Below are 23,385 nucleotides of genomic sequence, written 5' to 3' on the forward strand. Positions count from 1 at the left end.
ACCATTGCCTTGGCCCGGTTCACCCGGCCCGGCGCCGGGTGAGCCTCGGGCGTCCACGTGCACCGAACGACGCTTCCCTAAGGGAGAAACCAGGGAACACGTGCCCGCATTTCAGTACTGAAAGTATTCAATGCCGAAAGTTTGCTACTGTTCGCGCCATGGCAAACACGGACGAACGGCCGCAGGGGCCGATCCCCCGCACACCGCGCGAAGAGGTACGGCAACGGCTGCTGGCCGCCGCAGCCAAGGTCTTCGCAGAACGCGGTTACGCGAACAGCCGCCTGGAGGACATCGCTCGCGAGGCGGGGTTCACCAAGGGGGCGATCTACTCCAACTTCGGAAGCAAGCAGGAACTCTTCGGCTCCATCCTCAGAGAGGGGGCAGACGTCGAGCGCACCGCGGTGATGAACGAGTTCCACACCCGAGGCGATACCGCCACCATGCCCCGACGGGCCGCACGGATCGTCGCGCGACGCATCACCGAGGACAGCGAGAGGGGACAGCTGGGCCTGGAGTTCGCGGCACTCGCCGCACACGACGCCAGGACGAAGGAGGTCGTCACGCCGCTCCGCCGGAGCCAACGAGAAGCGGCCGCCCGATCCATCGCCGAGATCGCGCAGGCGGACGACATCACCCTGGCCGTTGCGCCGGAGCTGGCCGGCCTGATCCTCCACTGCCTGAGCAACGGCCTGTCGATGGAGCACATCGTCGATCCGGAGGCCGTGGACCAGGACACCGTCGAACAAGCTGTTTCCGCCGTGATCACGGGGCTGCTGGCGCTCGCCCCGACTGACCGATGAGGTGTGCCATGGATGACGCGAACACCGCCTCCGAACTCCGTAGCCCCGAACGCCACGGGCGTCACCAGACCATGTGCCTCAACCCCTTGCGTATGCCCGCCCTGCTCATAGCGGTGCCCCTCGTGCTCACGCTCGTGGCCGGTTGCACCTCCTTGGACGGAACGGAACCGGAGGAACGCACCTTCGGTCCGGTCCAGGACCAAGTCACGATCCTGCTGAACAGCGGAGACCTCGACGTGAGACCCGCGGACGTCGAGGCGCTCCAGGTCACCCGGTGGTTCACCGAGGGAATCGGCCTCGGCGGGCGATCGGAGACATCCTGGGAGTTCGACGGCCACGACCTGGTTCTGGACACCGACTGCGCGGTGATCGATCTCGGTGGTTGCCGGGTCCGCTACGAGGTGCTCGTCCCCGAGGGCGTCGCCCTGACGGTCGAGGGCGCCAACGGTGAGATCACGGCCGCCGGATTCAGCACGGAGCTGCGTATCAGCTCCGACAACGGAGGAGTGGAGGTCGACGGGGTCTCGGGACCTTTGAGCATGTCCAGCTCCAGTGGTCGGATACGCGCCACCGCCCTCGCTTCGGACCGCGTCGATGCCGAGTCCGAGAACGGGGAGGTGCGGATCTCCTTTGCCGATGCCCCCGACGAGGTGACCGCGAGGACGGAGAACGGTGCCTTGACCGTGCAGGTCCCCGACGGTGAGTACGACGTCAGCGTCACGACGGACAGCGGCAGTGTGGACTCCGACGTGACGGACACCCCCGGCAGCCCTCATGCGATCACCGCCACCACCGACAACGGATCGATCAACCTGAGAAGGAACGGCTAGGTTCTGTTTTCTGGTTCGTGGTCCAGCCAGAGCAGGGCGCTGACCAGCACGACCCCGGCCCGGTAATGCGTGGCGAGCTTGTCGAAACGCGTAGCTATCCCCCGGTAGTGCTTGAGACGGCCGATGCAGCGTTCGGCCAGGTTGCGGCGCTTGTAGACCTGCCGATCGAAGGCGGGCGGGCGCCCACCGTAAGAGCCGCGCCGATGCCGCCAGGCCTTTTGATCGCTGCGCTCGGGGATAGTGCATCCGATCCGGCGGCTGCGCAGCAGCCGCCGAAGGTCACGTGAAGACGGCGAGGAACCGGACGGCGAGGATTCTCACCGCCCGGACCACACACCTCGGGGTGGGGAGGAGACCACGTCTGGACTGAAAAAGCCTGCGGCGTAGAACGTCTCACGGAGGATGACGTTCTCGGGGCCGCCCGCTTCGGGGAGACCTGCCAGACGGTGTTCCCGGGCGCGGCCAGGGAGGCGGCCGCAGCGGCGCGGCCTCGTCCCGGTCGGTCTGGCCGTGTCCCCCCGGTCGGGGAGGCCTCCGGTCGATGGCTGTACATACTGATAGGTACAATTTGGTCATGGAGACTCGAGAGCGCTTGATAGCCGCGGCCCAGGAGCTGTTGTGGGCGCGCGGCTACGCGGCGACCAGCCCGAAGGACATCCAGAAGGCGGCCTCGGCTGGCCAGGGCAGTATGTATCACCACTTCCAGGGCAAGGAGGACCTGGCGGTCGCGGCGCTTGAGGAGAGCGCCCGGCGCATGCGACGCGACGCTGAGGCCTTGCTGTCCGGACCGGGAACCGCACTGGAGAGGCTGGAGGGCTATCTGCGCCGCCAGCGGGACAGCCTTCGCGGTTGCCGGATGGGACGGATGACCTACGATGCCGACGTTCTGGCGTCCCCGCCGTTGATGGCTCCTGTGACGACGACACTGGACTGGCTGGTGGACGCCGTCGCCGCTGTCGTCCGTCAAGGCATCGAGAACGGTGAGCTGCTCGACGACATCGACCCGGCGGCTCTGGCCTGCACCATCGCCGCGGTCGTGCAGGGCGGTTACGTTCTCGCGAGAGCTCACGGCGACGCCTCGCGCTTCGACGCGGCCGTCGAAGGCGCTGTGGGCCTGCTGGAACGCGCCGCGGCGTGAGCGTCCCCGGCCAAGCGGCGTTCACGGGCCGCGTTAGCGCGAAGGTAGCGCGCTCCGCAGACGAGGGTTCGAGGCCGGTTGCGTACGAGGTCATCTCCGCAGCGGACGTCCGCACCCACTGGCGCGGGTCCGGAGCATGGGGACCGATGGCGCATGCCGCCACGCGGGAAGCCGCGGCCGACGGCGGCACCGCGGTCTGGAACGCACCCGTCTCGGATGCTGCCTACGACGGCTACCAGACAATGATGGGGAAGGGAACTCTCTGATGTATGCCATGCAGTATTCGGTCCCGCTGCCAGCTGACTACGACATGCGAATCATCCGCGATCGCGTCGCTCGAACTGGCCATCTGCTCGACGGCTTCTCAGGCTTGGATTTCAAGGCGTACCTGATCCGGGAGAAGGCGAACGGCGCGCCGGTCAACGAGTACGCCCCGTTCTACGTATGGAACGACATCGACGGGATGAGGGCGTTCTGCTGGGGCGAGCCCGGATACTCCGCGATCGTGCGTGATTTCGGGCGACGCCCGATCCAGGACTGGACCCTCATCGGCCTCGTCAGCGGCCCTCGCCGCCTTGACGAAGCCCGGTCGATGTCGATCTCGACGAGGCCGCTGCCTGCCGGCGTCGCCCCCGTCCACGTGGTCCAGGACCTTACCGGCGGCTTCCTCTCCCCGGCCGGTTCGTCGACCGTGCGCAGGGTGGCGGCAGTCGATGTCACGACCTGGACCCTGCTGCTGGCCGAACTGGGCGCCGATCAGCCGACGGTCGACGGAGAGGCGAGCAGTTACGAGGTGTTGCACGTTTCACCCGGACCCGAGAGCTGAGTCGTGACCTTGTCCGGGACGCGGTGCTCACCGACACCATCCTCCGGGTCCACACCGCGTCCAACGGCGTGTACGGGGTGCGGCGGGCGCACGCCGGGCCGACCCCTCCGTCGCGGGACGCGCGTCCGGTACGCGGGCCGTGGCGATGCTGGCGTCCCGGGTCGGCCTTCAGGGCAGCCGCAGGCCGTTGTTTCGTGCCGGGTGAGATGGAGGTGGCATGTACCGGCTTCGGTGGAGCCGTATTTTCGGATTCTCAGGCCACGGTGCTCGGTAGTCTCTTCTCGAACTCTACGGGTGTCAGCCAGCCGATCGCCGAATGCCGCCGTTGCCGGTTGTGGAAGATCTCCAAGTACTCGAAGATCGCGTTGGCCAACTCCAGCCGGGTCCGCCACCTGCGCCGATCCAACAGTTCGACCTGCATGCGCGGGCGTGTTCCTCGGACGGATGGCGGTGTGAAGGACTTCCATCCAACCGGATCGGACACGCCCGCACCGCTGCCCGACTTTGCCGGAGCCCGGGGTCCAGGGCTGATGCCATCAGGTTGTGGCGCGGAAGGTCCCATGGGGTGAGGGGTTTCGGCTGGAGCAGCCATATGCGGTCGATGGGGCGACGGGCGTGTCCGAGGCCCTGGGGTGCCCACGCGGGCGGGTTGGGGCGGCTGCGGGGCGCTGGTGGGCGGACGCGGGTCACTCCAGCGCGGGCCGCCACGGTCACGGGACGGCAAAGTGCTCCGCGAGGTGGGCGCCCACCTGTACTGGCCCTTGTACTGGGGAGCACACATGGAGGATTTCAGGGCCCCAACGACGCCGAGGACCTCCTCGGAGATCCTCGCGCACCCCGTCTGACCTGGGGTTTTGTGGCGCACCCGGCAGGATTCGAACCTGCGACCATCGGATTAGAAGTCCGGTGCTTTCGTGCCTCTACGTGCCACAGGGCACCGTTTCGTCCTTATCCATCCGATCACCGCCATCGTTTCGTGTCAAGAGGTGTCGCCCGGTGTCGTGCCAGTCCGGAACTGCGGAGCACAAACGGAGCACACACCGGCCCCTGGTGGCGTCCGATGGCACCTCGCGAGGTCCTCCATAAGCGGGGAGCGGGACCGGGGTGCTGTGGCGGTTGAAGGGGCTGGCCGAGACCGACCCCGTCCGGCTTCGGGTGCGTATCGAGGCGTTCAACGGGTCCCTGCGCGTTCGCGGCGACGAGGGCCAGGGCGCATGGAAGACGCTCATGCTGGGCGTCGATGGCCTGGGGTCCGGTGGTCTGTTTTTGCTTTCGTCCTCATAAGTGGGATGCGTTCGTCGGGGAACGACATGGGCCCGCGCTGAGCTGCGGTCCTTTGGAGCGCACGAAAGGGGGCAGTCCTGTGAACAGGCTTTTTCCAAGCCAAACGAGAGGGAAGTGGCCGGATGCGGCCAACATGGTGCTGAGTTCCCTATCTGTGGCTGAATGTGCATGTCGTGCACTCGTGTTCCACATGTTGTGACGTGTGACACTCTCGTGTTGTTTCCTTCGGGCTGCTAACTTCCCGTTCGGTCCCAGGACAACCACCACCCGTGCCCCCATGACACGGAACCCCTGCGGTGATCCCCCAACCTGGGTTAGAGAGCTCTGCCATGCCCCGCCATGCGCGAGTACTCGGCGCTGCCCTCACGGCGTCGTTGCTCCTCATGCCTGCTCTGTCCACCCCCGCCTACGCGGACGAGGAGCCCGAGCCCGGCCCCTCCGTCTCGACCGCCGATCTGACCACCGACCGGGAAGCCCTGGTCCTGGCGCAGGAGACCGGCGAACCCGTCGAGATCACCGCCGCCACCACCGAGACCACCCGGCACCTGGCCAACCCCGACGGCAGCTTCACCATGGAACAGAGCGCCTTCCCGGTGCGGGTGCGGAACCAGGACGGCTGGACCCCCGTCGACACCGACCTGGCCGTGGACTCCGACGGTCGTCTCCGCCCCAAGGCAGTCAGCGCCGACATCGCCTTCTCCAGCGGCGGGGACCAGGCCCTGGCCAGCATCGGCATCGGCTCCAACTCCGTCGACCTGGGCTGGCACGAGGACCTGCCCGCACCCACTGTCGACGGCCCCCAGGCCACCTACGCCGACGTCTTGCCGGACGTGGACCTGGTGCTGACCGCGGGTGTGGACGGGTTCGGACAGGTGCTGGTGGTGCACACCCCCGAGGCGGCCCAGCACGAGGACCTCGCCGAGCTGGAGATGGCACTGGCCACCACCGGTGTGACCATGCGCCTGGCCGAGAACGGCACCCTGGAAGCCATCGGCGACCTGGGACAGGAGAGCGTCTTCACCGCGGTGGCTCCGGCGATGTGGGACTCCGCGGGCACGGAGGAGACCGGCGAGGACCCCACATTGATGGCCCCGATGGGCGCGCGCACCGAACTCCTGGGCGTGGACCTGACCACCGACAGCATCCGCCTGGTCCCCGACGCCGCCATGCTCGACGACGCCGAGACCGCCTACCCGGTCTACATCGACCCCTCGCTGTCGGTGAGCCGGGTGGGGCGCACCTACGTCGACGCCAACTACCCGAGCCAGTCGTACTGGAACTACTCCACCTCCCACGACCCGGGCGTGGGCTACGAACCGAGCGACGGCAGCACCAAGCGCGCGTTCTGGCGCTTCAACGTCGACTCGCGCACCCGCAACGCCGACATCACCCGGGTCACCTTCCGCCCCAGGGTCACCCACGCCTACGGGTGCACCAACGCGCAGATCCAGTTGTGGCGCACCGACTCCATCTCCTCCTCCACCACCTGGAACAGGCAGAACACCTCGGCTTTCTGGAACACCAGGCTCGACACCCGCACCATCAACGCCGGCCGCTCCAACTGCCCCGGGGGCACCTCGCCGACAGTGGAGTTCGACGCCACCGACGGGTACGTGCACAGCCGCGACGCGGGCCACACGACCACCACCCTGGGCCTGCGCGGCAACGAGAGCAAGTCCTCCAGTAACTGGGACTGGCGCCGCTTCGACTCCAACCCGACCCTGCAGGTGGACTACAACAACCCGCCCGAGGTCCCCACCAAGGTCTCGGACTCCCACGGCGGCAGCTGCGCCACCGACCCGGACAACCCGCGCCTGATCAACGAGACCAGGCCCACCTTCACCGCCTACGTGCGCGACCGCGACTCCACCTCGGCCAACCGCCAGAAGGTCAAGACCCGCTTCGCCTGGTGGGTGGACGGTACGCGAACCGGCGAGGTGGACACCTCCTCGACCAACGTGGCCGTGTGGTCCTCGGGCTCCTACCAGTCGGTGCGCTCCGGCGCACTACCCGAGGACGTGCTCATCGGCTACCGGGCCAACGCCCACGACGGCACCTCCTGGTCGGGATGGACCGGCTACTGCTACCTGATGGTCAGCACCGCACGCCCCGACCAGGGCCCCGCGGTCACCTCCACCGACTACCCCGCCGGGGACGAGTTCCACGGTTCCCCCGGCCTGCCCGGGCGGTTCACCCTCTCCAACAACGGTATCGAGAACGCCGAAAGCTACTTCTACGCCCTCAACGACGACTCCTGCGTCACCGAGGCCGAACCCGAACAGCCGGGCGGTGAGGTGACGGTGACCCTCACCCCCCGCCTGGAGGGCCCCAACTGGGTCTACGCGCGCACGGTGGACGCCTTCGGCAACTCCTCCGACTGCGTGCTCGCCTACTCCTTCCTCGTCGCCGCGCCCAGCGACCCGGTCGCCCACTACACCTTCGACGAAGGACAGGGAAACCGGGCCGCCGACACGGCCAATCCCGACCAGGGCGCCACCCTCTCCGGCGGGGTGGACTGGATCCGCGGACGCGTCGGCTCGGTGGACAACCCCGACACCAACCCCACGCCCCGGCTGGAGGGCACCGCCGTCCACACCAGCGGCTACACCAACGGAGATCCCGGCCCCTACGACGAGATCACCGCTGACGGCTCCGCCGTGGACACCTCCGGGACCTTCTCCGTCTCGGCGTGGGTCAAGCTCGACCGCGCCTACGCCCACCACACCGCCGTCGCCCAGGAGGGCGAGCAGCAGAGCGCCTTCCACCTGGGCTACCAGGGCAACACCGGCCAGTGGGTGTTCAAGATGTCGTCCGAGGACGAGTACTGGAACGGCTCCCGGAACTGGGACATGGTGACTTCCGCCGACTCCGCCGAGGTCGGGGTGTGGACCCACCTGCTGGGCACCCACGACCAGCAGACCGGTGAGATGACCCTGTACGTCGACGGTGTGAAGCAGGGCACGGACACGCTCGTCGGAGGGTGGAACGCCACCGGACCGCTGACCATGGGACGCGCCCTCTTCCAGGGCGTCGGCAACTACTACTGGCCCGGCGCGATCGACGACGTGAAGGTCTGGGACCGGCTGGTGCTGAACGAGACGGTCTCCGACACCGAGACCTCCTCCGAGACATGGCGCCTGGCCAACCAACCGGTCGCCGCCCAGGGCCGGTGGATGCTCGACGAGTACGAGGGCGCCGCGGTGGCCGACTCCACCGACCACGGACTCGACGCCGTCCTCAACGCCGACCCGGCCACAGCGTGGAACCTGGCGGAGAACTCCTTCACCGCCTCGCCGGGAGTACGGCTCAACGGCGTCGACGAGTACGTCGAAGCACCCGGACCGGTATTGCGCACCGACCGGAGCCTCAGCGTCTCGGCATGGGTGCGTCTGGACGAGACCGGTGCGGCGGTCAACACCTCCGCGGTGAGCCAGGCAGGTGCGTTCCAGAGCGGATTCCACCTCGGCTACCAGGGCTCGAACAGCTCCTGGGTGTTCAAGATGGCCCCGCACGACGACGAACCCACCTCAGGCTCGACCGGATGGACCTACGCCTACTCCACCACCGCCGCCCGGCTGGGGGAGTGGACCCACCTGGCCGGTGTCCACGACCACACCAGCGGTGAACTGGTGCTCTACGTCAACGGTTTCGAGGAGTCCCGTGTGGCGGTCGACCACGCCTGGCACGCCGACGGCCCCTTCCGGATCGGTAGCGCCCAACACAGCGGTTCGAACACCTACCACTGGACCGGCGATATCGACGACGTCCACACCTACCAGGGCGTACTCAACGACCAAGGCCTGTTCCGGGTGTACGCGGGGGAATTCCCCGACACCCAGAGCTGACAACGCTTTCGACATCCCCCTGCCCCTGTGATCGTCCTTCACCCGACCGGTGGAGGACAGGAGGACTGCTGTGACCCCGCACAGTGACACCCCCACCCGCCCCGGCCCGATCCGCCGCGGCATCACCTACTCGGTCGGCCTCGTCCTCGTGGCCGGACTGCTCAATGCCCTACCAGCGTCCGCCACGGCCTACAACCCGCGCCCGGAGGTGGAGGACCTGTCCTCCGTCGAGGGGCAGGACCTGGTTGCGGAACCCCTTGAGGGAAGCAACGCCGTCGCCGAGGCTGCTGTGGCCGCACCTCAGGAGGTTGACTGGCCCGAGGCCTCGGCCGCCGATGTGGACCTGGGCGGGGGACAGGCGCGGACGTTCGGAGCCCAGGAGCAGTCTCCGGTCACGGTCACGGCTGTGGCGGGAGACGACCTCGCCGACTGGGAGGTCCCCGAGCATTGGCAGGAGTGGGAACCTCAGGTTCCCAAGGACGACATACCGGAGGACGAGCCTTCCGCGTCGGAGGAGACACCCTCGGCGGACGAACCACCGCGCGTGGACCCTCCGACACGGGAGCCCGATGCGGACACCGCCGAGGAAGCCGCGGAAGAGGCGCCGGAGGCCACGCAACCCTCTCCGGACAGCAGTCCGTCCCCCGGCCGCAACGAGATGCGCAGAGAGCCCGTCACCCCGAACGAGCCCGAGGTGGACGCCTTCTCCGTCCCCGAGCCCGTCGAGTCGGTCCAGGTTGAGATCCTGGACCAGGCCGACGCTCAGGCGGCCGGAGTACACGGCCTGCTCGTCAACATCACCCGCACCGACGACTCGCCCACCCTCGCGCCGGTTCAGATGGAGGTGGACTACTCCGAGTTCGCCGCGGCGTTCGGCGGCGACTACGCCTCTCGCCTGCACGTCGTCGAGCTCGACCCCTGCGTCCTGGACGACTCCTGCTCGGCGGAGGACACGGTCGCCTTCGACGCCCCCCAACTCCTGGACAACAACATTCCGGAGCAGAGCCTGTCCGCCGTCGTGGGAGCTGCGCCCGCTCAGGGATCGCTGTTCGCGGTCACCGCCGCCTCTTCCGGCGGCAACGGCGACTACGGTGCCACCCAGCTGTCAGCCTCCTCCAGCTGGAACGTCAACACTCAGTCCGGTGACTTCTCCTGGTCCTACGGGGTCACCACACCACCCGCTCCCAGCCAACTGTCCCCCGCAGTGGGATTGAGTTACTCCTCCGGTGGGATCGACGGCCGTATCGCCACCTCCAACAACCAGACCTCCTGGATCGGTGACGGGTTCTCCTACGCCCCCGGTTCCATTGAGCGCCGCTACGCCGCCTGCGTGGACTCCGGACACGAGACCGGTGACCTGTGCTGGAACACCGACAACGTCACCCTGTCCATGAGCGGACACTCCGGCGCGCTCATCAAGCACGACGACGGCAGCTACCGGTTGTCCAACGACGACGGGACCAAGGTCGAAAGGCTCACCGGCGCCACCAACGGGGCGCACGAGGGCGAGTACTGGAAGGTCACCACCCCTGACGGCACCCAGTACTTCTTCGGCCGCAACCGCCTGCCCGGCTGGTCCAATGGCGACCCCGAGACCGACTCCGCACAGACCATGCCCGTCTACGCGGCAGAGTCCGGGCAGCCCTGCTACGACTCCACCTTCGCCGAATCCTGGTGCCAGCAGGCCTACAAGTGGAACCTCGACTACGTCGTGGACGTGCACGGCAACGTCATGACGTTCTACTACGACGCCGAGACCAACCACTACGGCCGCAACCTCACCAACACCGCCACCCCCTACGTGCGCGCGGCCAACATCGAACGCATCGAGTACGGGCTGCGCAGCGACGACGTGTACGCCACCGCCCCGGCGCGCGTGGCCTTCTCCACCTCCGAACGCTGCCTGGTCACCGACTCCTTCGACTGCGCCGCCGACGAGCGCACCTCCGACAACGCCGAGCACTGGCCCGACGTCCCCCTGGACCAGGACTGCGAGTCCGGTGCCTCCTGCGCGGGCAAGCACTCGCCCACCTTCTGGTCCACCAGGAAACTCGACGCCATCACCACCCAGGTCCACAACGGCGACGAGTACACCAAGGTCGACTCCTGGACGCTGGAGCACTCCTTCCCCGAGGCGGGCGACGGCACCGGCCCGACCCTGTGGCTGGACTCCATCGAGCACACCGGCCACGTGGGCGGTACCGAGACCCTGCCCAAGGTCACCTTCGGCGGCACGCAGATGCCCAACCGGGTGGACTCGCCCACCGACGACATCGCGCCGATGCTGCGCTGGCGCGTCACCGAGATCCGCACCGAGTCCGGTGGACAGCTCGATATCACCTACTCCGCACCCGAGTGCGTGCACGGCGAGACTCCTGAGCCGCACGACAACACCAAGCGCTGCTATCCGGTCAAGTGGACCCCCGAAGGCGGGGTGGAGCTGACCGACTGGTTCCACAAGTACGTCGTCACCGAGGTCAACGAGGTTGACGATGTCACCGACCAGCCGACACTCACTACCAGCTACGACTACGTGGGAACCCCGGCCTGGCGCTACACCGAGGCCGACGGCATGGTCAAGGACAAGTACCGCACCTGGGGGGATTGGCGAGGCTACGACCGCGTGATCGTGCGTACCGGCCACGCCAGCGAGGAGCGGACAGAGACCGAGTACCTGTACTTCCAGGGCATGGACGGCGACAAACAGCCGAGCGGAACCAGGGACGTCTCGGTCACCGACTCACGCGGAGTCGAGCACACCGACCACAAGGAACTCAACGGCACCCTGCTCGAGGTCACCACCCGGGATGGCGAGGGCGGCGAGGTCATCTCCCGGGAAATCACCAAGCCCTGGCTGAAGGAGACAGCCGAGGTCACCCACTCCTGGGGCAGCCAGAGCGCGCACATGATCCAGACCGAACAGGTCGTCAAGTTCGCGCGAAAAGAGGACGGGAGCTGGTACCAGACCCGTGTCGACAACACCATCAACGACCAGGGCGCCGTCACCCAGGCACGTGAGCACGGCGACGTGGACGTATCCGGTGACGAAAGGTGCGTCCGTACCGACTACGTCGACAACACCAGTGCGTGGATCCTCAACCTCGCTTCCCGGACCGAGACCCTTGCGGTGGACTGTGAGGAGACTCCCGACCGTCCCGCCGACGTCATCACTGACGAGCGGGTGTTCTACGACGGGGGGACGCACGGCGCGGCCCCGACCACGGGCCTACCCACCCGCACGGAGAAGCTGGACTCCTACTCCGGCGGCGAGCCCGTCTACCAGATGGTGCAGGAAGCCGAGTTCGACTCCTTCGGCAACACCGTCTCCGAGACCGACGCCGCCGGAGGTGTGACGACCACCGAGTACGCCTTCACGAGCGCCGGACTCCCCGAGGCCACCACCGAGACCAATCCCCTCGGACACACCACGACCACACGGGCCGATCCTGCCCGTGGCCTGCCCGTCTCCGAGACCGACGCCAACAACCGCACCATGCACATGGCCTACGACCCCCTCGGTCGTCTGACCAGCGTGTGGCTTCCCGGTCGCGACCCCGAGACGGAAACTCCGACCAGCAAGTTCGAGTACCACATCCGTCAGGACGCGCCCACCTCCATCGTCACGCACTCTCTGCGTACCTCGACCGAGTACACCACCAGCTACGAGATCTTCGACGCGTTCCTGCGTCCGCGCCAGATCCAGAGCCCGGGCGTGAACGGTGGACGACTGATTACCGACACCTTCCACGACACGCGTGGACAGATTGTCAAAGAGCGCGAGGCTTACTACAACACCGAAGACCCCAGCGACACTCTGTTCGTAGCCGCCAATGACGGTGATATCCCTCGCCAGACCAGGACCCTCTATGACGGAGCCGGGCGTTCCACCGACGTCGTCCACGTCGGCTTCGGTGAGGAGCGTTGGCGCACCACCACCGAACACCACGGCGACCGATTCCTCATCACCCCGCCGGACGGTGAAACGGCGACCACCGTCGTCAATGACGCCCGCGGACGGATGATTGAGACCCGTACGCACCACGGTCCCCTCCCGGAGGGCGACTACGACTCGATCACCTACACCTACGCCAAGAACGACGAACTCGCCTCGGTCACCGACCCCGAGGGCAACACCTGGGCCTACAGCTACGATCTCCGCGGTCGTCTCGCCCAGACCGAGGACCCCGTCGCGGGCACCACCACGATGTCCTACAACCAGCTCGACCAGTTGGCCACCAAGACGGACGCCCGTGGTGAGACGCTCGCCTACACCTACGATGCCCTCGGGCGGCAGACGGGCCTGTACGACGACAGCCCCGAAGGGTCTCCGCGTGCACGCTGGGTCTACGACACCCTGGCCAAGGGGCACCCGACCTCCTCCACCCGGTATGTGGACGGCAGCGCTTACACCAGCCGGGTCGTGACCTACGACCAGTTCTACCGGCCCATCACGACGGAGATCCTCATCCCCTCCAGTGAGGCCGGCCTTTCCGGACGCTATCGCTCCTCGACTCAGTACAACTTCGACGGCACGGTCCGAGCGGTGACGATGCCCTCCGCGGGTGCACTCGGCCAGGAGACGGTGGCCTACTCCTTCAACGATCTGGGCCTACCGGTACAGATGTCGGGCTTTTCTGACTACGTCACCAATGTGGTCTACAACAGCACCGGTGAGCTGCGCCAGCGCACCATGGACATGGACGTCTCGGGTACGCACGCGACCTACCTGACCCGGCACTACGACCAGGCCACCGGACGCATGGCCGAAACCACTCTGGTCCCTGAACTCGGCATCACCGGCTCACTCGCACACCAGCACTACGCCTACGACGACGCGGGCAACGTACTGAGCCTGCGCAACGAACCCACCGCAGACCACCTCCAGGCTGACGTACAGTGCTTCGCCTACGACCACATGCGCCGGATGACGGACGTATGGACACCGGACGCCACCGGCGAGCAGGCCTGCGCGACCGAACCCTCGACCGATGACCTGGGCGGTGCGGCCCCCTACTGGCACTCCTACACCTATGACACCCTGGGCAACCGCGTCACCGAGACGCGCCACGACCCGGTGGCCGACACCGTGCGCACCTATGCCCATGGAGGCCAGGAGGGGATAGCCCCTCAGGCCCTGGCGCAGGTGACCGAGACCGGGCCCGCGGGCGACCGGCTGGAACAGTACGCCTACGACGAAGCCGGCAACATGACCGGCCGTACCACCGCTGTCCGGGACCAGGAGCTGGAGTGGGACGCGGAGGGAAAGCTCGCACGTGTGGTCGAGGAGAACGGATCCGCCACCTCCTTCGTCTATGACGCCGACGGACAGCGCCTGATCCGCCACGCCCCAGACGCCTCCACCCTGTACCTGCCGGGTATGGAGCTGCGCTTGGACCGGCAGAGCCTGCTCAAGGAAGCGACACGGTTCTACACCTTCGCTGACGAGACCGTGGCGGTACGTGACAACGAGGGAAACCTTTCGTGGATCCACTCCGATCACCACGGCAGCGGACAGATCGCGGTCAACGCCCGTACCGGAGAGGCCACCCACCGGTACATGACGGCTTTCGGTCAGGCACGGGCTGGTCAGGGCCAGTGGCCGGCTGAACGCGGGTTCGTGAACGGGACCGTTGACGAATCCACAGGGCTGACCCAGCTCGGGGCGCGCTCCTATGACGCGTCGTTGGGGCGCTTCATCTCGGTGGACCCGGTTATGGATGTGACCGACCACCAGCAGATGCACGGCTATACCTACGCCAACAACAACCCCGTTTCCTTCAGTGACCCCGATGGCCTCTTCTTCAAGCAGCTCGCCAATTTCATCGGCAGCACGATCAGGCTCGCGTTGAATATCGCGGCAACGGCGGCACGGGGCTGGGGCTTTGACGTCACCACTCATCCCACGTGGCGGAGCCTCATGGGCTGGGCCAACAGGTTGTCGCCCAGGGGTGGTTCTGGAGGTTCTTCGGGGAGCACTTATCAGGGTCAGCAGTATCAGGCATACCAGGACGCCAAGAGGGAGAAGGAAGAAGCCAAACAGAAACTGATCAAGGCAGCCACTGGGCTGGCCCAACTGGTCGCGGACGAGCTCGGTATCACGGCGGGGCTCGAGTGCTTCACCACCGGTGACCTGGGGGCGTGTGGTGAGACCGCTGTCAACATCGCGCTCATGTTCGTGGGCGGTCTGCCAGCCAAGATCGCGGCGAAGTACGGGCTGAGGTGGGGCAAGGCCGCGGAGTTGGGGCGGGAGATCACCAGGCTCGGCGGTGACCTCATCGACGGTGTCGACGACCTGGTCGATGCCAACAAGAGGGTCGACGGCCTCTGCTCAGGCAGAAACAGTTTTGTGCCCGGCACGGGTGTGGTGATGGCCGACGGGTCGACCAAACCGATTGAAGACGTTGATGTCGGTGAGAAGGTGTTGGCCACCGATCCGGAGACCGGTGAACAGACCGCGCGGACGGTGCTGGCCACCATCATCGGGTCGGGCAGCAAGCACCTGGTGGAGATCACGGTGGACCCGACCACCGAACGCGAGGCGGCCGGTGGGAAGTCTGGTTCTGAAGCTGAAGGTGAGCAGGTCGAGCAGTCGGGTGTCCCTGGCCCGGTAACAGCGGGGGACGTGGTCATCGCGACCGACGGGCACCCGTTCTGGGTGCCCGACCTGGAGCAGTGGGTTGACGCGGTTGACCTGGCTCCGGGGATGTGGTTGCAGACCTCCTCGGGCACCTGGGTGCAGGTCTCCGCGGTCCAGGCCTGGACGCAGGCCGCGACGGTCCATAACCTGACCGTCCAGGGCGTCCACACATTCCACGTGGGTGCGGGATCGCTAGATCTCCTCAACCACAACTGTGAACCAGCCTTTTTGGATGATGTTTCAGAAAAGTATGTCCGTGATAAGCATACTGAAAGTGGGTCAATGAGGGATGAAACCAAAGGCTACTTCTATGACAGTGAAGATCTGTATGAACTGGCAGATCGGTCTGAGTCCTTTGGCGCCGAGGTTCAATTGAATGGTAATTGTGTGCGCGTATGTGACGCCGGTCGGCCGGTTGGCACGGAGGCGCCTACGGACGGCGGGGCTCCTACATCGACCTACACCGTTATATCTGACAAGTGGGGTGGCGTTATTACTATGCATCCCGGGGGGCCCAGGTGATGATTCCTTTTCTCATGGCCGATGTGGAGGTGCTCTAGTTGTCGGTCAGCGTTCTGGTGTGCGAATACGGCGGTGCCGTCGTGTCTCGCTGTGTTCGTCAGAATATTAATGAATTCTTGCGAAAGCTAGATTCGCGCAAAGAGTACCCTATGTTGGGTCATGTGGATCTTTATGGTGATACCATATTCAACTCTCGTCAGGTTGGAGTGGTGCTGGAAGAGCTTTGCTCTGCGTATCGATCCTTCGGGGACGGTGAAATGGCCCCTATGATTCAGGAGCTGATCGAGTTGGCTGAGTTGGTGCCTTTGCGGCCGCATAGAAAGCTTATTTTCTCCGGAGATTGAAAACTTTTGTCCGAGCGTTCAGTCTGAGTGCCTGATCCTGTTGGATCTCTGTTGTTTGGTTGGGCTAGGGGCTTCTCGGTAAATTGTGTCTCCATGTATTGTTGAGGATGAGGTCGGCTTGGGTGAACTCTGCGATCCTGCTCGGGCTCAAGGTGACGTGCTTCAGTGCCAGCCAGCGCTGATTTAGCTGGAAAGCAGCCCGTTCACCCGGACCAGTTCCGCCGAGCGCATTCACTGCTGCCTCACCCCACCTGGGCAATGTGCCGTTGGAGGAGCTGACCCCAGCCCGGATACAGAAGGCCCTCGAGTAGATCTCGCAGGGCGTGGCGTCTGCATGAGCGCCGTCGCCTGCGGCGACGGTGCAGCGGATCCGCGCCACGTTGCGGGCGGCGTTGAACTGTCTCGTGCCGGGATTGTCTTCTGTCACTCGTCTTCTCTGATCCTCAGGGTGAGACTGGGGCTGGAGGTGGTGGTGATGTTGGGGTCTGGTTCGGTGTTCAAGCGGTGCGGGTGTCGGAGGGCCGGTACGTCGAGGAGGCCCGGGAGTGGTTGCCCGCGGTTGCGCTCCCGTGGGCATGGAAGCTGGTACTTCTCGCTCGAGTCAGACCAGACCTCGGGTGGTCGGTGCCGGGTGCTTCGCTTCCCGTGAGGCCGCACGCGTGGCCCTGCGCAGGGCCCAAGGCGATGAGCAGGGTGCGGAGCCCGGTGGTGTGGACGGTGGCCGCGTGGCTTCAGCACTGGCTGGAGGGGCGGACCCGGTTGCGTGCGCGCACCCGTGTCAGTTACGCCGAGCACATCGACCGCTACCTCATCCCGCACTTGGGCGAAGCGGTTCTGGAGGAGTTGACGCCCGCCCGGGTACAGCGGGCCTTCGAAGGCATCGCCGAACACGCCACGCCCAGGGGCAGGTCAGTGGCTATGGCGACGGTGCAGTGGGTGCGGTCCACGTTGCGGGCGGCGTTGAACACCGCGGTGCGTAGCGGTTGCTGCCCTCCAACCTCGCTCGAGGCCTGCGGTTGGAGCCGGGGGTGGGTACGCGGCCGGTGGTGTGGACCGACCAGGCGGTGGCCAAGTGGACCCATAGCCGGATGCGACCGGCGGTGGCGGTGTGGACGGTCGAGCAAACCCGCGCTTTCCTGGACTTCGTGTCCGACCACTGGCTGTACGCCCTGTTCCACCTGCTGGTGATGACCGGGCTGCGGCGGGGCGATGTGGTGGGTGTGCGGTGGGAGGACATTGACCGGGCCCGGGGCACGATGCGCATCGCCCGGCAGCTCCAGTCGAACCGGGGCCACCGACCAGGCGAGCGTGGAGCACTCCTACAACGGCCGCGGCGACCTGCTCGAAACCGTGCGCACCGACTCGGCCGGGAGCGAGAGGACCACCTACGCCTACGACGCCGCGTTCCGCCTCACCTTGATCACCGACCACACCGGCACCGAGACCACCTTCACCAACGACGCCAACAACCGCCGCACCGAAATCTCGCACCCCGACGGAGCCGTGGAGGAGCGCACCTACGACGACTCCGGGCGCCTGACCGGCATCACCACCACCGGGGCGGCTGGTCAGAGCTTGGTAGAGGCTTCCTACTCCTACGACAACGACGGCGCTGACAGCGACCAGTTGCAGTCGCGCACCATCGACGGTGACACCGAGGAGTTCACCTACGACGGCCTGGACCGCCTGACCAGTAATGGTGAGATCGACTATGCCTACGACGACGCCGGGAACCTGACCAGCGCAGGCGGGGAGGACCTGGCCTACAACGACGCCGACCAGGTCACCGACGCCCGCGGTGTAGAGGTGGACCACGACGAGGCTGGGAACATGACCTCCCGGGGCGGCCGGGTGCTGGAGTACAGCCTCACCAACCAGTTCCTCCAGGCGGACGAGGACGCGGACCTGGCCACCAGCATCAGCTACGACACCACCAACCAGACCCAGATGCGCGGCATCACCGAGGCGCACGAGGGCGAGCGGATCGACCGTCAGCTGTCCAACACCGCGCTCGGGGTCACCAACGTCGCCTCCGAGGGTGAGCGGACCAGTTTCGTGCGCGACGCCAACGGTGAGCTGATCTCGATGGTGGCCTGGGACGGCGAGGAGCGGTTCCACTTCACCACCGACCACCAGAACACGGTGCTCGCGATCACCGCCGAGGGCTCAGAAGCCGAGAGTCCGGACGTGGTCTATGACTACACGCCCTTCGGTGAGCGGTCCATGGAAGCTTCCGACCAGAGCGGGGCGGCGTCGTTGAACCCGTTCGGGTTCACGGGCGCCTACCAGTTCCAGGACGGGACGGTGCATCTGGGATACCGGTTCTATGACACGAACACGCTCAACTTCACCCAGCCGGATCCGTCCCGGCAGGAGATGAACAACTACGCCTACGGCATGGGCGACCCGATCAACAACGTCGACTGGACCGGGCTGATGAGCCTGGCCATCGCAGCAGGGACGATAGGTTCCGCAGCAGCAGGCGCGGCAGCCGCCGTGGGAATGGCCGCAGTTTGCGGGGCCTCCTTGGGAGTCGGCTGCCTCCTGGGCGGAGTGGTCGTCGGTGCAGCAGCCAGCGGCTTCGGTGGAGTCGTTGGCGCTGGACTGGCAGGTGGATCGCAATCTGAAATCGCTTCATCTGGCAGAGCCGGTCTGGTCGGAGGAGCGGTGACAGGACCGCTTCCGGCTGCTCCTGGCTTGCTGATCAGCCTGGGAACCAGCGGGTTCCTGGTGTCGGACTCAGCGTGACATGACTCTGATAGTCGAGCAGGAAATCGTACCCCTTGTCTGCGTGAGGAGGCCGAGAAGAAGGGAATACTGGCTACAGACGACGAAGAAGCAAATGGAGGGTCTCGTGCCGCATCGACCATCGCCTGATTTCGTTGAACGCTTGGCTAAGGACCGGTTTCTTCTTCCTTTGGGGTACAAGGAGTTTCCGGAAAACCCGACTAGTCATGACTGGCGAACTCTCATCGTCGGCTTGGGCTTGGTTCCGTTGATGATGCTTGCGGTGGCTGTGTGGACCGGACTTTCTGGACAGGAGAACTCGGCGGTCGGTTTCACTGTAATGGCTGCCGTTTTCTCTGTTGTCTGGATACTTCCAAAGATCGTTCTCTGGGCGCGTGTGCGCAAGCGCGACCAAGGAAGTGAAAGTGTCGAGTAGCTAGATAGGAGGGTGCTTCGCTCTGGTGTCATCCTGGGCATGCCTTTAGCGGAGGTGCCAGTGCGGAAGCCGCCGCATGTTTCTTTTGGCGCGGCTTGACGGCCTCTACTTTTTTGTGCTCCTTCTGGTTTCCTGGTCATGTCCGAGATGGTTGATTTAACAATCCTTCTTGTTTGTAGAAGGGTGGATCTTTTCGTGCCTCTGCTAAGGAATGCAATGGGGAAAACTTTTTCTTCTGGCGTTACAGTCGCCACCGTGGCCGTTTGTACCGCGCTGTTCCTTCCCACGGTGGTCAGTACCGCGCATGCTGGAACCGCTCTTCCCAACGATGTGGACGGTGATGGTTACGCGGACCTGCTCGTCGGCGCCCCGGAAGGAGTGGGCGGCAACGGTGTGCGCGGTGGCTACGTCGCGGTGGTCCCCGGTGGGTCGGGCGGTGTGGACACCGGTGCGGGTTCCCGGGTCGACCAGGCCTCGGCCGGTGTTCCCGGTACCCCGGAAGCGGGGGACCGGTTCGGTGAGGTGGTGCGCTCGGCCGACATGGACGGCGACGGCTACGCCGACCTGATCGTGGCCGCCCCGGACGAGGACGTCGAGGAGCACACCGACGCCGGTCTGGTCCAGGTCGTCTTCGGCTCCGCGACCGGGCTGTCCGAGACCACGATTGGTTTGCACTCACCCCGCCAGGAGCGGGGCGACACCGGCTTCGGCCACGCTCTGGCGGTCGGCGACCTCGACGGCGACGGCTACGCCGACGCGGCCATCAGCGCCCAGGACCACGTCGTGGTCCTGTCGGGCCGCGCCGACCTGAGCGAGGCCGACGACCCGTCGGTGAGCGCGTTCTTGGCCGCCCCCAGCCCCGGGGACACCGTCCAAGCGCTGGAGGCCGCTGACATCGACGGTGACGGACATCTGGACCTGGTGGTCTCCAGCTCCCGTCAAGGCGAGGACGAGGCGGGGGATGTGTCGGTGTTCTCCGGTTCGGCCGACGGCCTGACCCCCCGACTGCTCAACGAGCCCCTCACCCTGGAGGACTCCACCGCAGTGATCGCGTCCGGAGACGTCAACGGTGACGGCTACGCCGATGTGGTGGCCGTCCCCGGTAACGGTCATACCACCCGGATCCTGGCAGGGTCGGCCCAAGGCCTGACCGGGGGCGGAACCACTGCGGAGGAGGAACTGGGGTCGGACTCGGTCGCGGTGGGCGACATCGACAACGACGGCTACGCCGACATCGTGTTGGGCGACACCACCGTGGAGACCGCAGACGGCGGCGCTGACGCGGGCGGAGTGGGCGTGCTCTACGGCGGCCCGGAGTGGCTGGACGGGCGCGAGCAGTCCCTGACCCAGGACTCCCCGGACGTGGCGGGGGTCTCCGAGGCCGGGGATGAGATGGGCGCGCAGGTGACCCTGATCGACGTCAACGGTGACGGGTACCGGGACCTGGTGGCGGGGGTGCCGGGCGAGAATGACGGCAACGGCGCCATCACCCTGCTCTATGCCACCGCCGACGGCTTCACCGGACAGGGCTCGCTGACCTTCGGCGGGGCCACCCTGGGCTTGGATGGGACCGAGGCTGAGTTCGGTCGGGGGCTGTCCCGGTAGGTGTCCATCGTCGATGTGCGGTGGGCCGTGGTCCCGAACAGGAGCCCGGCCCACCGCGCTGGTCGTGGTGGGCCGGGGGCACGCGAACACGTCCCCGCCCAGGGTCACCGAGGTCACGGGACGACAAAGTGCTCCGCGAGGTGCGTCTCCACCTGTACTGGACCCTGCACTGGGGAGCACACATGGAGCATTTCAGGCCCGGATCCGGGCCGCACGCCTCGTCTGTTCGACTCGCGCACCCCGTCTGACCTGGGGTTTTGTGGCGCACCCGGCAGGATTCGAACCTGCGACCATCGGATTAGAAGTTCGCTGGTTTCGTGTCGCCACGTGTAGCTTCGTGCCGTTCTGTCCCACGCCATCCGATCCGCTGTGCCGCCCGGTGCCATGTCGTGCGGCGTGGTGTCGTCCCGGTCCGAAACCGCGGAGCACGAACGGAGCACGCACGCCCTGTCACTGGCGTCCGACGGCACCTCGCGAGGCCCTCGCCGACCGCTCGTTCGCGGGGACCGTATCGAGTGCCGTCCCGGCGTAGCTCTTGCGCCCGGGCCCTGCATCTTCGCTCCGGTCAGGACTGTACGGGGCGGAATGTCTCTGTGGCAGCGCACAGTTGGCGAACATGGTGACCGAACCCGTGCTCCACTGCGTACGCGACTACTACTGGGGCTGCATCCTGTGCGAGGACGCCGAAGGCTACGACGGAGACTACGACCACCTCGTCGGCGAGGGCCCCTTCTTCGCTGAGGACGACCAGATCACCGTTCAGGTGGTCAACAGCCGCATGGTGGACCCCCAGGACGCAGCCGTCGAGCTGAACGTGTACGTCCATACGGCTCCCGTGCCCTCGTGTGACCACGCATCCGTGATCCTCCTGCGTTCGGGGATTCTTGTACTCGGCGACGCCGACCGCTTCAACGAGGTATCCCTTCGTCCCGGGCGTTGGCTACTGCAGGCCGACCTGGATCCCCGCCGGTCGGACGAGGCCCGGTGGGTGACCGTTCACCTGTCTCCTGCAGATTCCCGTTAGATGCCTGCTTCGACTCAGGCTCCAGTGTGAGCGGGATCGCCTTCCGACCCTCATGTGAACTTGGGAAGCCGCTGAAGGCGGTGCTGAGTCCGGCCGGCACCGTATCACCGGATGCGGCGGAGTGGACACGGCATGGCTGGTCCCGCCAGCGGAGTTCGAGGACGACTTCTATGGGCAGCAAGCCGGGTCAACAGAAGACGAAGCGTTGGTTCCTCGCCTCCAATGAATCCGGAGCGAGACACCTGGAATCTCTCAGCCCCGGTCACCGGGGCTGAGTGACATGGGGCTCCGCAGGTGGCCGCAAGCGGGGCGGAACGGTTCTTCGGGCCGGTAGCGCCCGTCAGGGCTGCCAGGTCGACGGTGTGCCGGTGGATTGTGCGTCCTGCTCCTGTCCGGTTGTGGCGGACCAGTTGGCGAGCAGTTTCAGGCCGTTCTCGGCGGCGGTGTCGGGGGGTGCGCTGTAGACGACCACGCTCAGGCCGCTTTCGTCCGGCAGACTCATGGTCTCCTGATCGAGTTCCAGGTCGCCGACGAGCGGGTGGTTGAGGCGTTTGGTGCTGTCGCGGAAGACATGGACGTCGTGGGATCCCCACATCATGCGGAAAGTGTCGCTGCGAGTGGACAGTTCACCGATCAGGTTCGACAGTTCCCGGTCGTAGGGGTTCTTCCCCGCCTCGACGCGTAGCGCGCCCACGGCGAAGCGGGCCATGCGGTCCCAGGCGGTGTAGAACCGCCTGGCGGCAGGGTTGAGGAACGCGAACCGGGCGACGTTCGCCCCACAGGTCGCATCGGCGTACATCTCCGAGTAGAGGGACCGGCCCAGCGGGTTGGCGGCCAGCGCATCGAGGCGGTTGTTCATCACGAACGCCGCCATGCCCGGCATGCCCTCGACGATGCGCGCCACGCTCAGCCGCACCGCCGACCGCACCTGGCGCTGCCGTGCCCGCGCCCCGGCTGCCGGTCCAGCGGCGCGGGCGAGGTCGTACAGGTACATGCGCTCGGTGGCGTCCAGCCGCAAGGCCTGTGCGAGGGCGTCCAACACGCTGTTGGAGACCCCCCGCAGGTTGCCGCGCTCCAGGCGCGTGTAGTACTCGACGCTCACCCCGGCGAGCGTGGCGACCTCGCCCCTTCGCAGTCCGGGCACCCGCCGCTGACCGTACACGGGTAGTCCCGCCTGCTCCGGGGCGATCTTCTCGCGTCGGGAGCGGAGGAAGGCTCTGACTGCGTCCCGGTTGTCCATGAGACCAGGGTAGGCAGGCCGCGCGAACGCTGGGGGTCCCCGCCAGTACCCCTCACAGCAAAGCCTCCCCCGTCACGGTCGTCTGCCGTTGCATGGTGCATGCCCTGTTCCTGCGGGGCTGATCGGT

At 66.4% G+C, this 23,385-nt stretch carries 14 protein-coding genes, 1 tRNA gene and 1 pseudogene; 13 read left to right on the forward strand and 3 right to left on the reverse strand.

The features are described from left to right. The first annotated feature begins 158 nt into the window (after positions 1–158). The 4 genes from PV789_RS13830 (at position 159) to PV789_RS13845 (ending at position 3,594) form a co-directional block, all read left to right on the forward strand. On the forward strand, positions 159–800 hold the full coding sequence (locus PV789_RS13830; protein ID WP_274977816.1) for a TetR/AcrR family transcriptional regulator: 642 nt from the start codon (positions 159–161) through the stop codon (positions 798–800). Positions 801–808: 8 nt separating this feature from the next. Then, a complete protein-coding gene (locus PV789_RS13835; RefSeq protein WP_274977817.1) occupies positions 809–1,630 on the forward strand; it encodes a DUF4097 family beta strand repeat-containing protein in 822 nt (273 codons plus the stop codon). A 574-nt stretch (positions 1,631–2,204) separates the two neighbouring features. Beyond that, on the forward strand, positions 2,205–2,768 hold the full coding sequence (locus PV789_RS13840; RefSeq protein ID WP_274977818.1) for a TetR/AcrR family transcriptional regulator: 564 nt from the start codon (positions 2,205–2,207) through the stop codon (positions 2,766–2,768). Positions 2,769–3,033: 265 nt separating this feature from the next. After that, positions 3,034–3,594 (forward strand): DUF4865 family protein, encoded by a 561-nt coding sequence (locus PV789_RS13845; protein ID WP_274977819.1) that lies wholly within the window; start codon positions 3,034–3,036, stop codon positions 3,592–3,594. Between the two features lie 253 nt (positions 3,595–3,847). Here the strand turns inward: PV789_RS13845 and PV789_RS13850 are convergent, their stop codons facing one another. Together PV789_RS13850 and PV789_RS13855 are read right to left on the reverse strand one after the other, a co-directional pair. Next, positions 3,848–4,015: an IS3 family transposase gene (locus PV789_RS13850; RefSeq protein ID WP_274977820.1), complete on the reverse strand. Its 168-nt coding sequence runs from the start codon at positions 4,013–4,015 to the stop codon at positions 3,848–3,850. A 436-nt stretch (positions 4,016–4,451) separates the two neighbouring features. Beyond that, positions 4,452–4,532, reverse strand: a tRNA-Arg gene (locus PV789_RS13855). Between the two features lie 729 nt (positions 4,533–5,261). Between PV789_RS13855 and PV789_RS13860 the strand changes: the two genes are divergently transcribed. From PV789_RS13860 to PV789_RS13900, 9 genes and pseudogenes are all read left to right on the forward strand, one after another. Then, positions 5,262–8,723: a LamG-like jellyroll fold domain-containing protein gene (locus tag PV789_RS13860; protein WP_498049346.1), complete on the forward strand. Its 3,462-nt coding sequence runs from the start codon at positions 5,262–5,264 to the stop codon at positions 8,721–8,723. 70 nt (positions 8,724–8,793) lie between these two features. Beyond that, positions 8,794–15,882 (forward strand): RHS repeat-associated core domain-containing protein, encoded by a 7,089-nt coding sequence (locus PV789_RS13865; protein WP_274977822.1) that lies wholly within the window; start codon positions 8,794–8,796, stop codon positions 15,880–15,882. A gap of 38 nt (positions 15,883–15,920) precedes the next feature. Then, complete coding sequence (locus PV789_RS13870) at positions 15,921–16,226, forward strand: hypothetical protein (RefSeq protein WP_274977823.1); 306 nt, start codon at positions 15,921–15,923, stop codon at positions 16,224–16,226. Between the two features lie 684 nt (positions 16,227–16,910). After that, positions 16,911–17,414, forward strand: coding sequence for a tyrosine-type recombinase/integrase (locus PV789_RS13875; protein WP_274977824.1), 504 nt, complete (start codon positions 16,911–16,913; stop codon positions 17,412–17,414). Beyond that, positions 17,396–17,455, forward strand: a pseudogene (locus PV789_RS13880) (hypothetical protein); the annotation flags it as partial. The gene PV789_RS13875 and the pseudogene PV789_RS13880, both read left to right, overlap by 19 nt. Before the next feature lie 79 nt (positions 17,456–17,534). Beyond that, entirely contained in the window at positions 17,535–18,974 is a 1,440-nt protein-coding gene (locus PV789_RS13885; protein WP_274977825.1) for an RHS repeat-associated core domain-containing protein, read from the forward strand. A gap of 94 nt (positions 18,975–19,068) precedes the next feature. Continuing rightward, positions 19,069–19,389, forward strand: coding sequence for a hypothetical protein (locus tag PV789_RS13890; protein ID WP_274977826.1), 321 nt, complete (start codon positions 19,069–19,071; stop codon positions 19,387–19,389). A gap of 255 nt (positions 19,390–19,644) precedes the next feature. Continuing rightward, positions 19,645–20,994 carry an FG-GAP-like repeat-containing protein gene (locus tag PV789_RS13895; RefSeq protein ID WP_274977827.1) on the forward strand — a complete coding sequence of 450 codons (1,350 nt, stop codon included), beginning with the start codon at positions 19,645–19,647 and terminating at the stop codon, positions 20,992–20,994. A gap of 616 nt (positions 20,995–21,610) precedes the next feature. Then, positions 21,611–22,018 carry a hypothetical protein gene (locus tag PV789_RS13900; protein ID WP_274977828.1) on the forward strand — a complete coding sequence of 136 codons (408 nt, stop codon included), beginning with the start codon at positions 21,611–21,613 and terminating at the stop codon, positions 22,016–22,018. A gap of 340 nt (positions 22,019–22,358) precedes the next feature. On the opposite strand, the gene PV789_RS13905 is transcribed toward PV789_RS13900, so the two are convergent. Further along, positions 22,359–23,258, reverse strand: coding sequence for a helix-turn-helix domain-containing protein (locus PV789_RS13905; protein WP_274977829.1), 900 nt, complete (start codon positions 23,256–23,258; stop codon positions 22,359–22,361). Between the last annotated feature and the right edge of the window lie 127 nt (positions 23,259–23,385).

The organism is Nocardiopsis camelliae (assembly GCF_028993595.1).
GTDB classification, from domain to species: domain Bacteria; phylum Actinomycetota; class Actinomycetes; order Streptosporangiales; family Streptosporangiaceae; genus Nocardiopsis; species Nocardiopsis dassonvillei.

What these genes read in the sequence shown, in the direction of transcription:
- PV789_RS13840 (WP_274977818.1), top strand. Translation starts at nt 2,205, where the DNA reads ATGGAGACTCGAGAGCGCTTGATAGCCGCGGCCCAGGAGCTGTTGTGG.
- PV789_RS13845 (WP_274977819.1), top strand. Translation starts at nt 3,034, where the DNA reads ATGTATGCCATGCAGTATTCGGTCCCGCTGCCAGCTGACTACGACATG.
- PV789_RS13905 (WP_274977829.1), bottom strand. Translation starts at nt 23,258, where the DNA reads ATGGACAACCGGGACGCAGTCAGAGCCTTCCTCCGCTCCCGACGCGAG.
- PV789_RS13875 (WP_274977824.1), top strand. Translation starts at nt 16,911, where the DNA reads ATGAGCAGGGTGCGGAGCCCGGTGGTGTGGACGGTGGCCGCGTGGCTT.
- PV789_RS13860 (WP_498049346.1), top strand. Translation starts at nt 5,262, where the DNA reads ATGCCTGCTCTGTCCACCCCCGCCTACGCGGACGAGGAGCCCGAGCCC.
- PV789_RS13890 (WP_274977826.1), top strand. Translation starts at nt 19,069, where the DNA reads ATGGAGGGTCTCGTGCCGCATCGACCATCGCCTGATTTCGTTGAACGC.
- PV789_RS13835 (WP_274977817.1), top strand. Translation starts at nt 809, where the DNA reads ATGGATGACGCGAACACCGCCTCCGAACTCCGTAGCCCCGAACGCCAC.
- PV789_RS13900 (WP_274977828.1), top strand. Translation starts at nt 21,611, where the DNA reads ATGGTGACCGAACCCGTGCTCCACTGCGTACGCGACTACTACTGGGGC.
- PV789_RS13850 (WP_274977820.1), bottom strand. Translation starts at nt 4,015, where the DNA reads ATGCAGGTCGAACTGTTGGATCGGCGCAGGTGGCGGACCCGGCTGGAG.
- PV789_RS13830 (WP_274977816.1), top strand. Translation starts at nt 159, where the DNA reads ATGGCAAACACGGACGAACGGCCGCAGGGGCCGATCCCCCGCACACCG.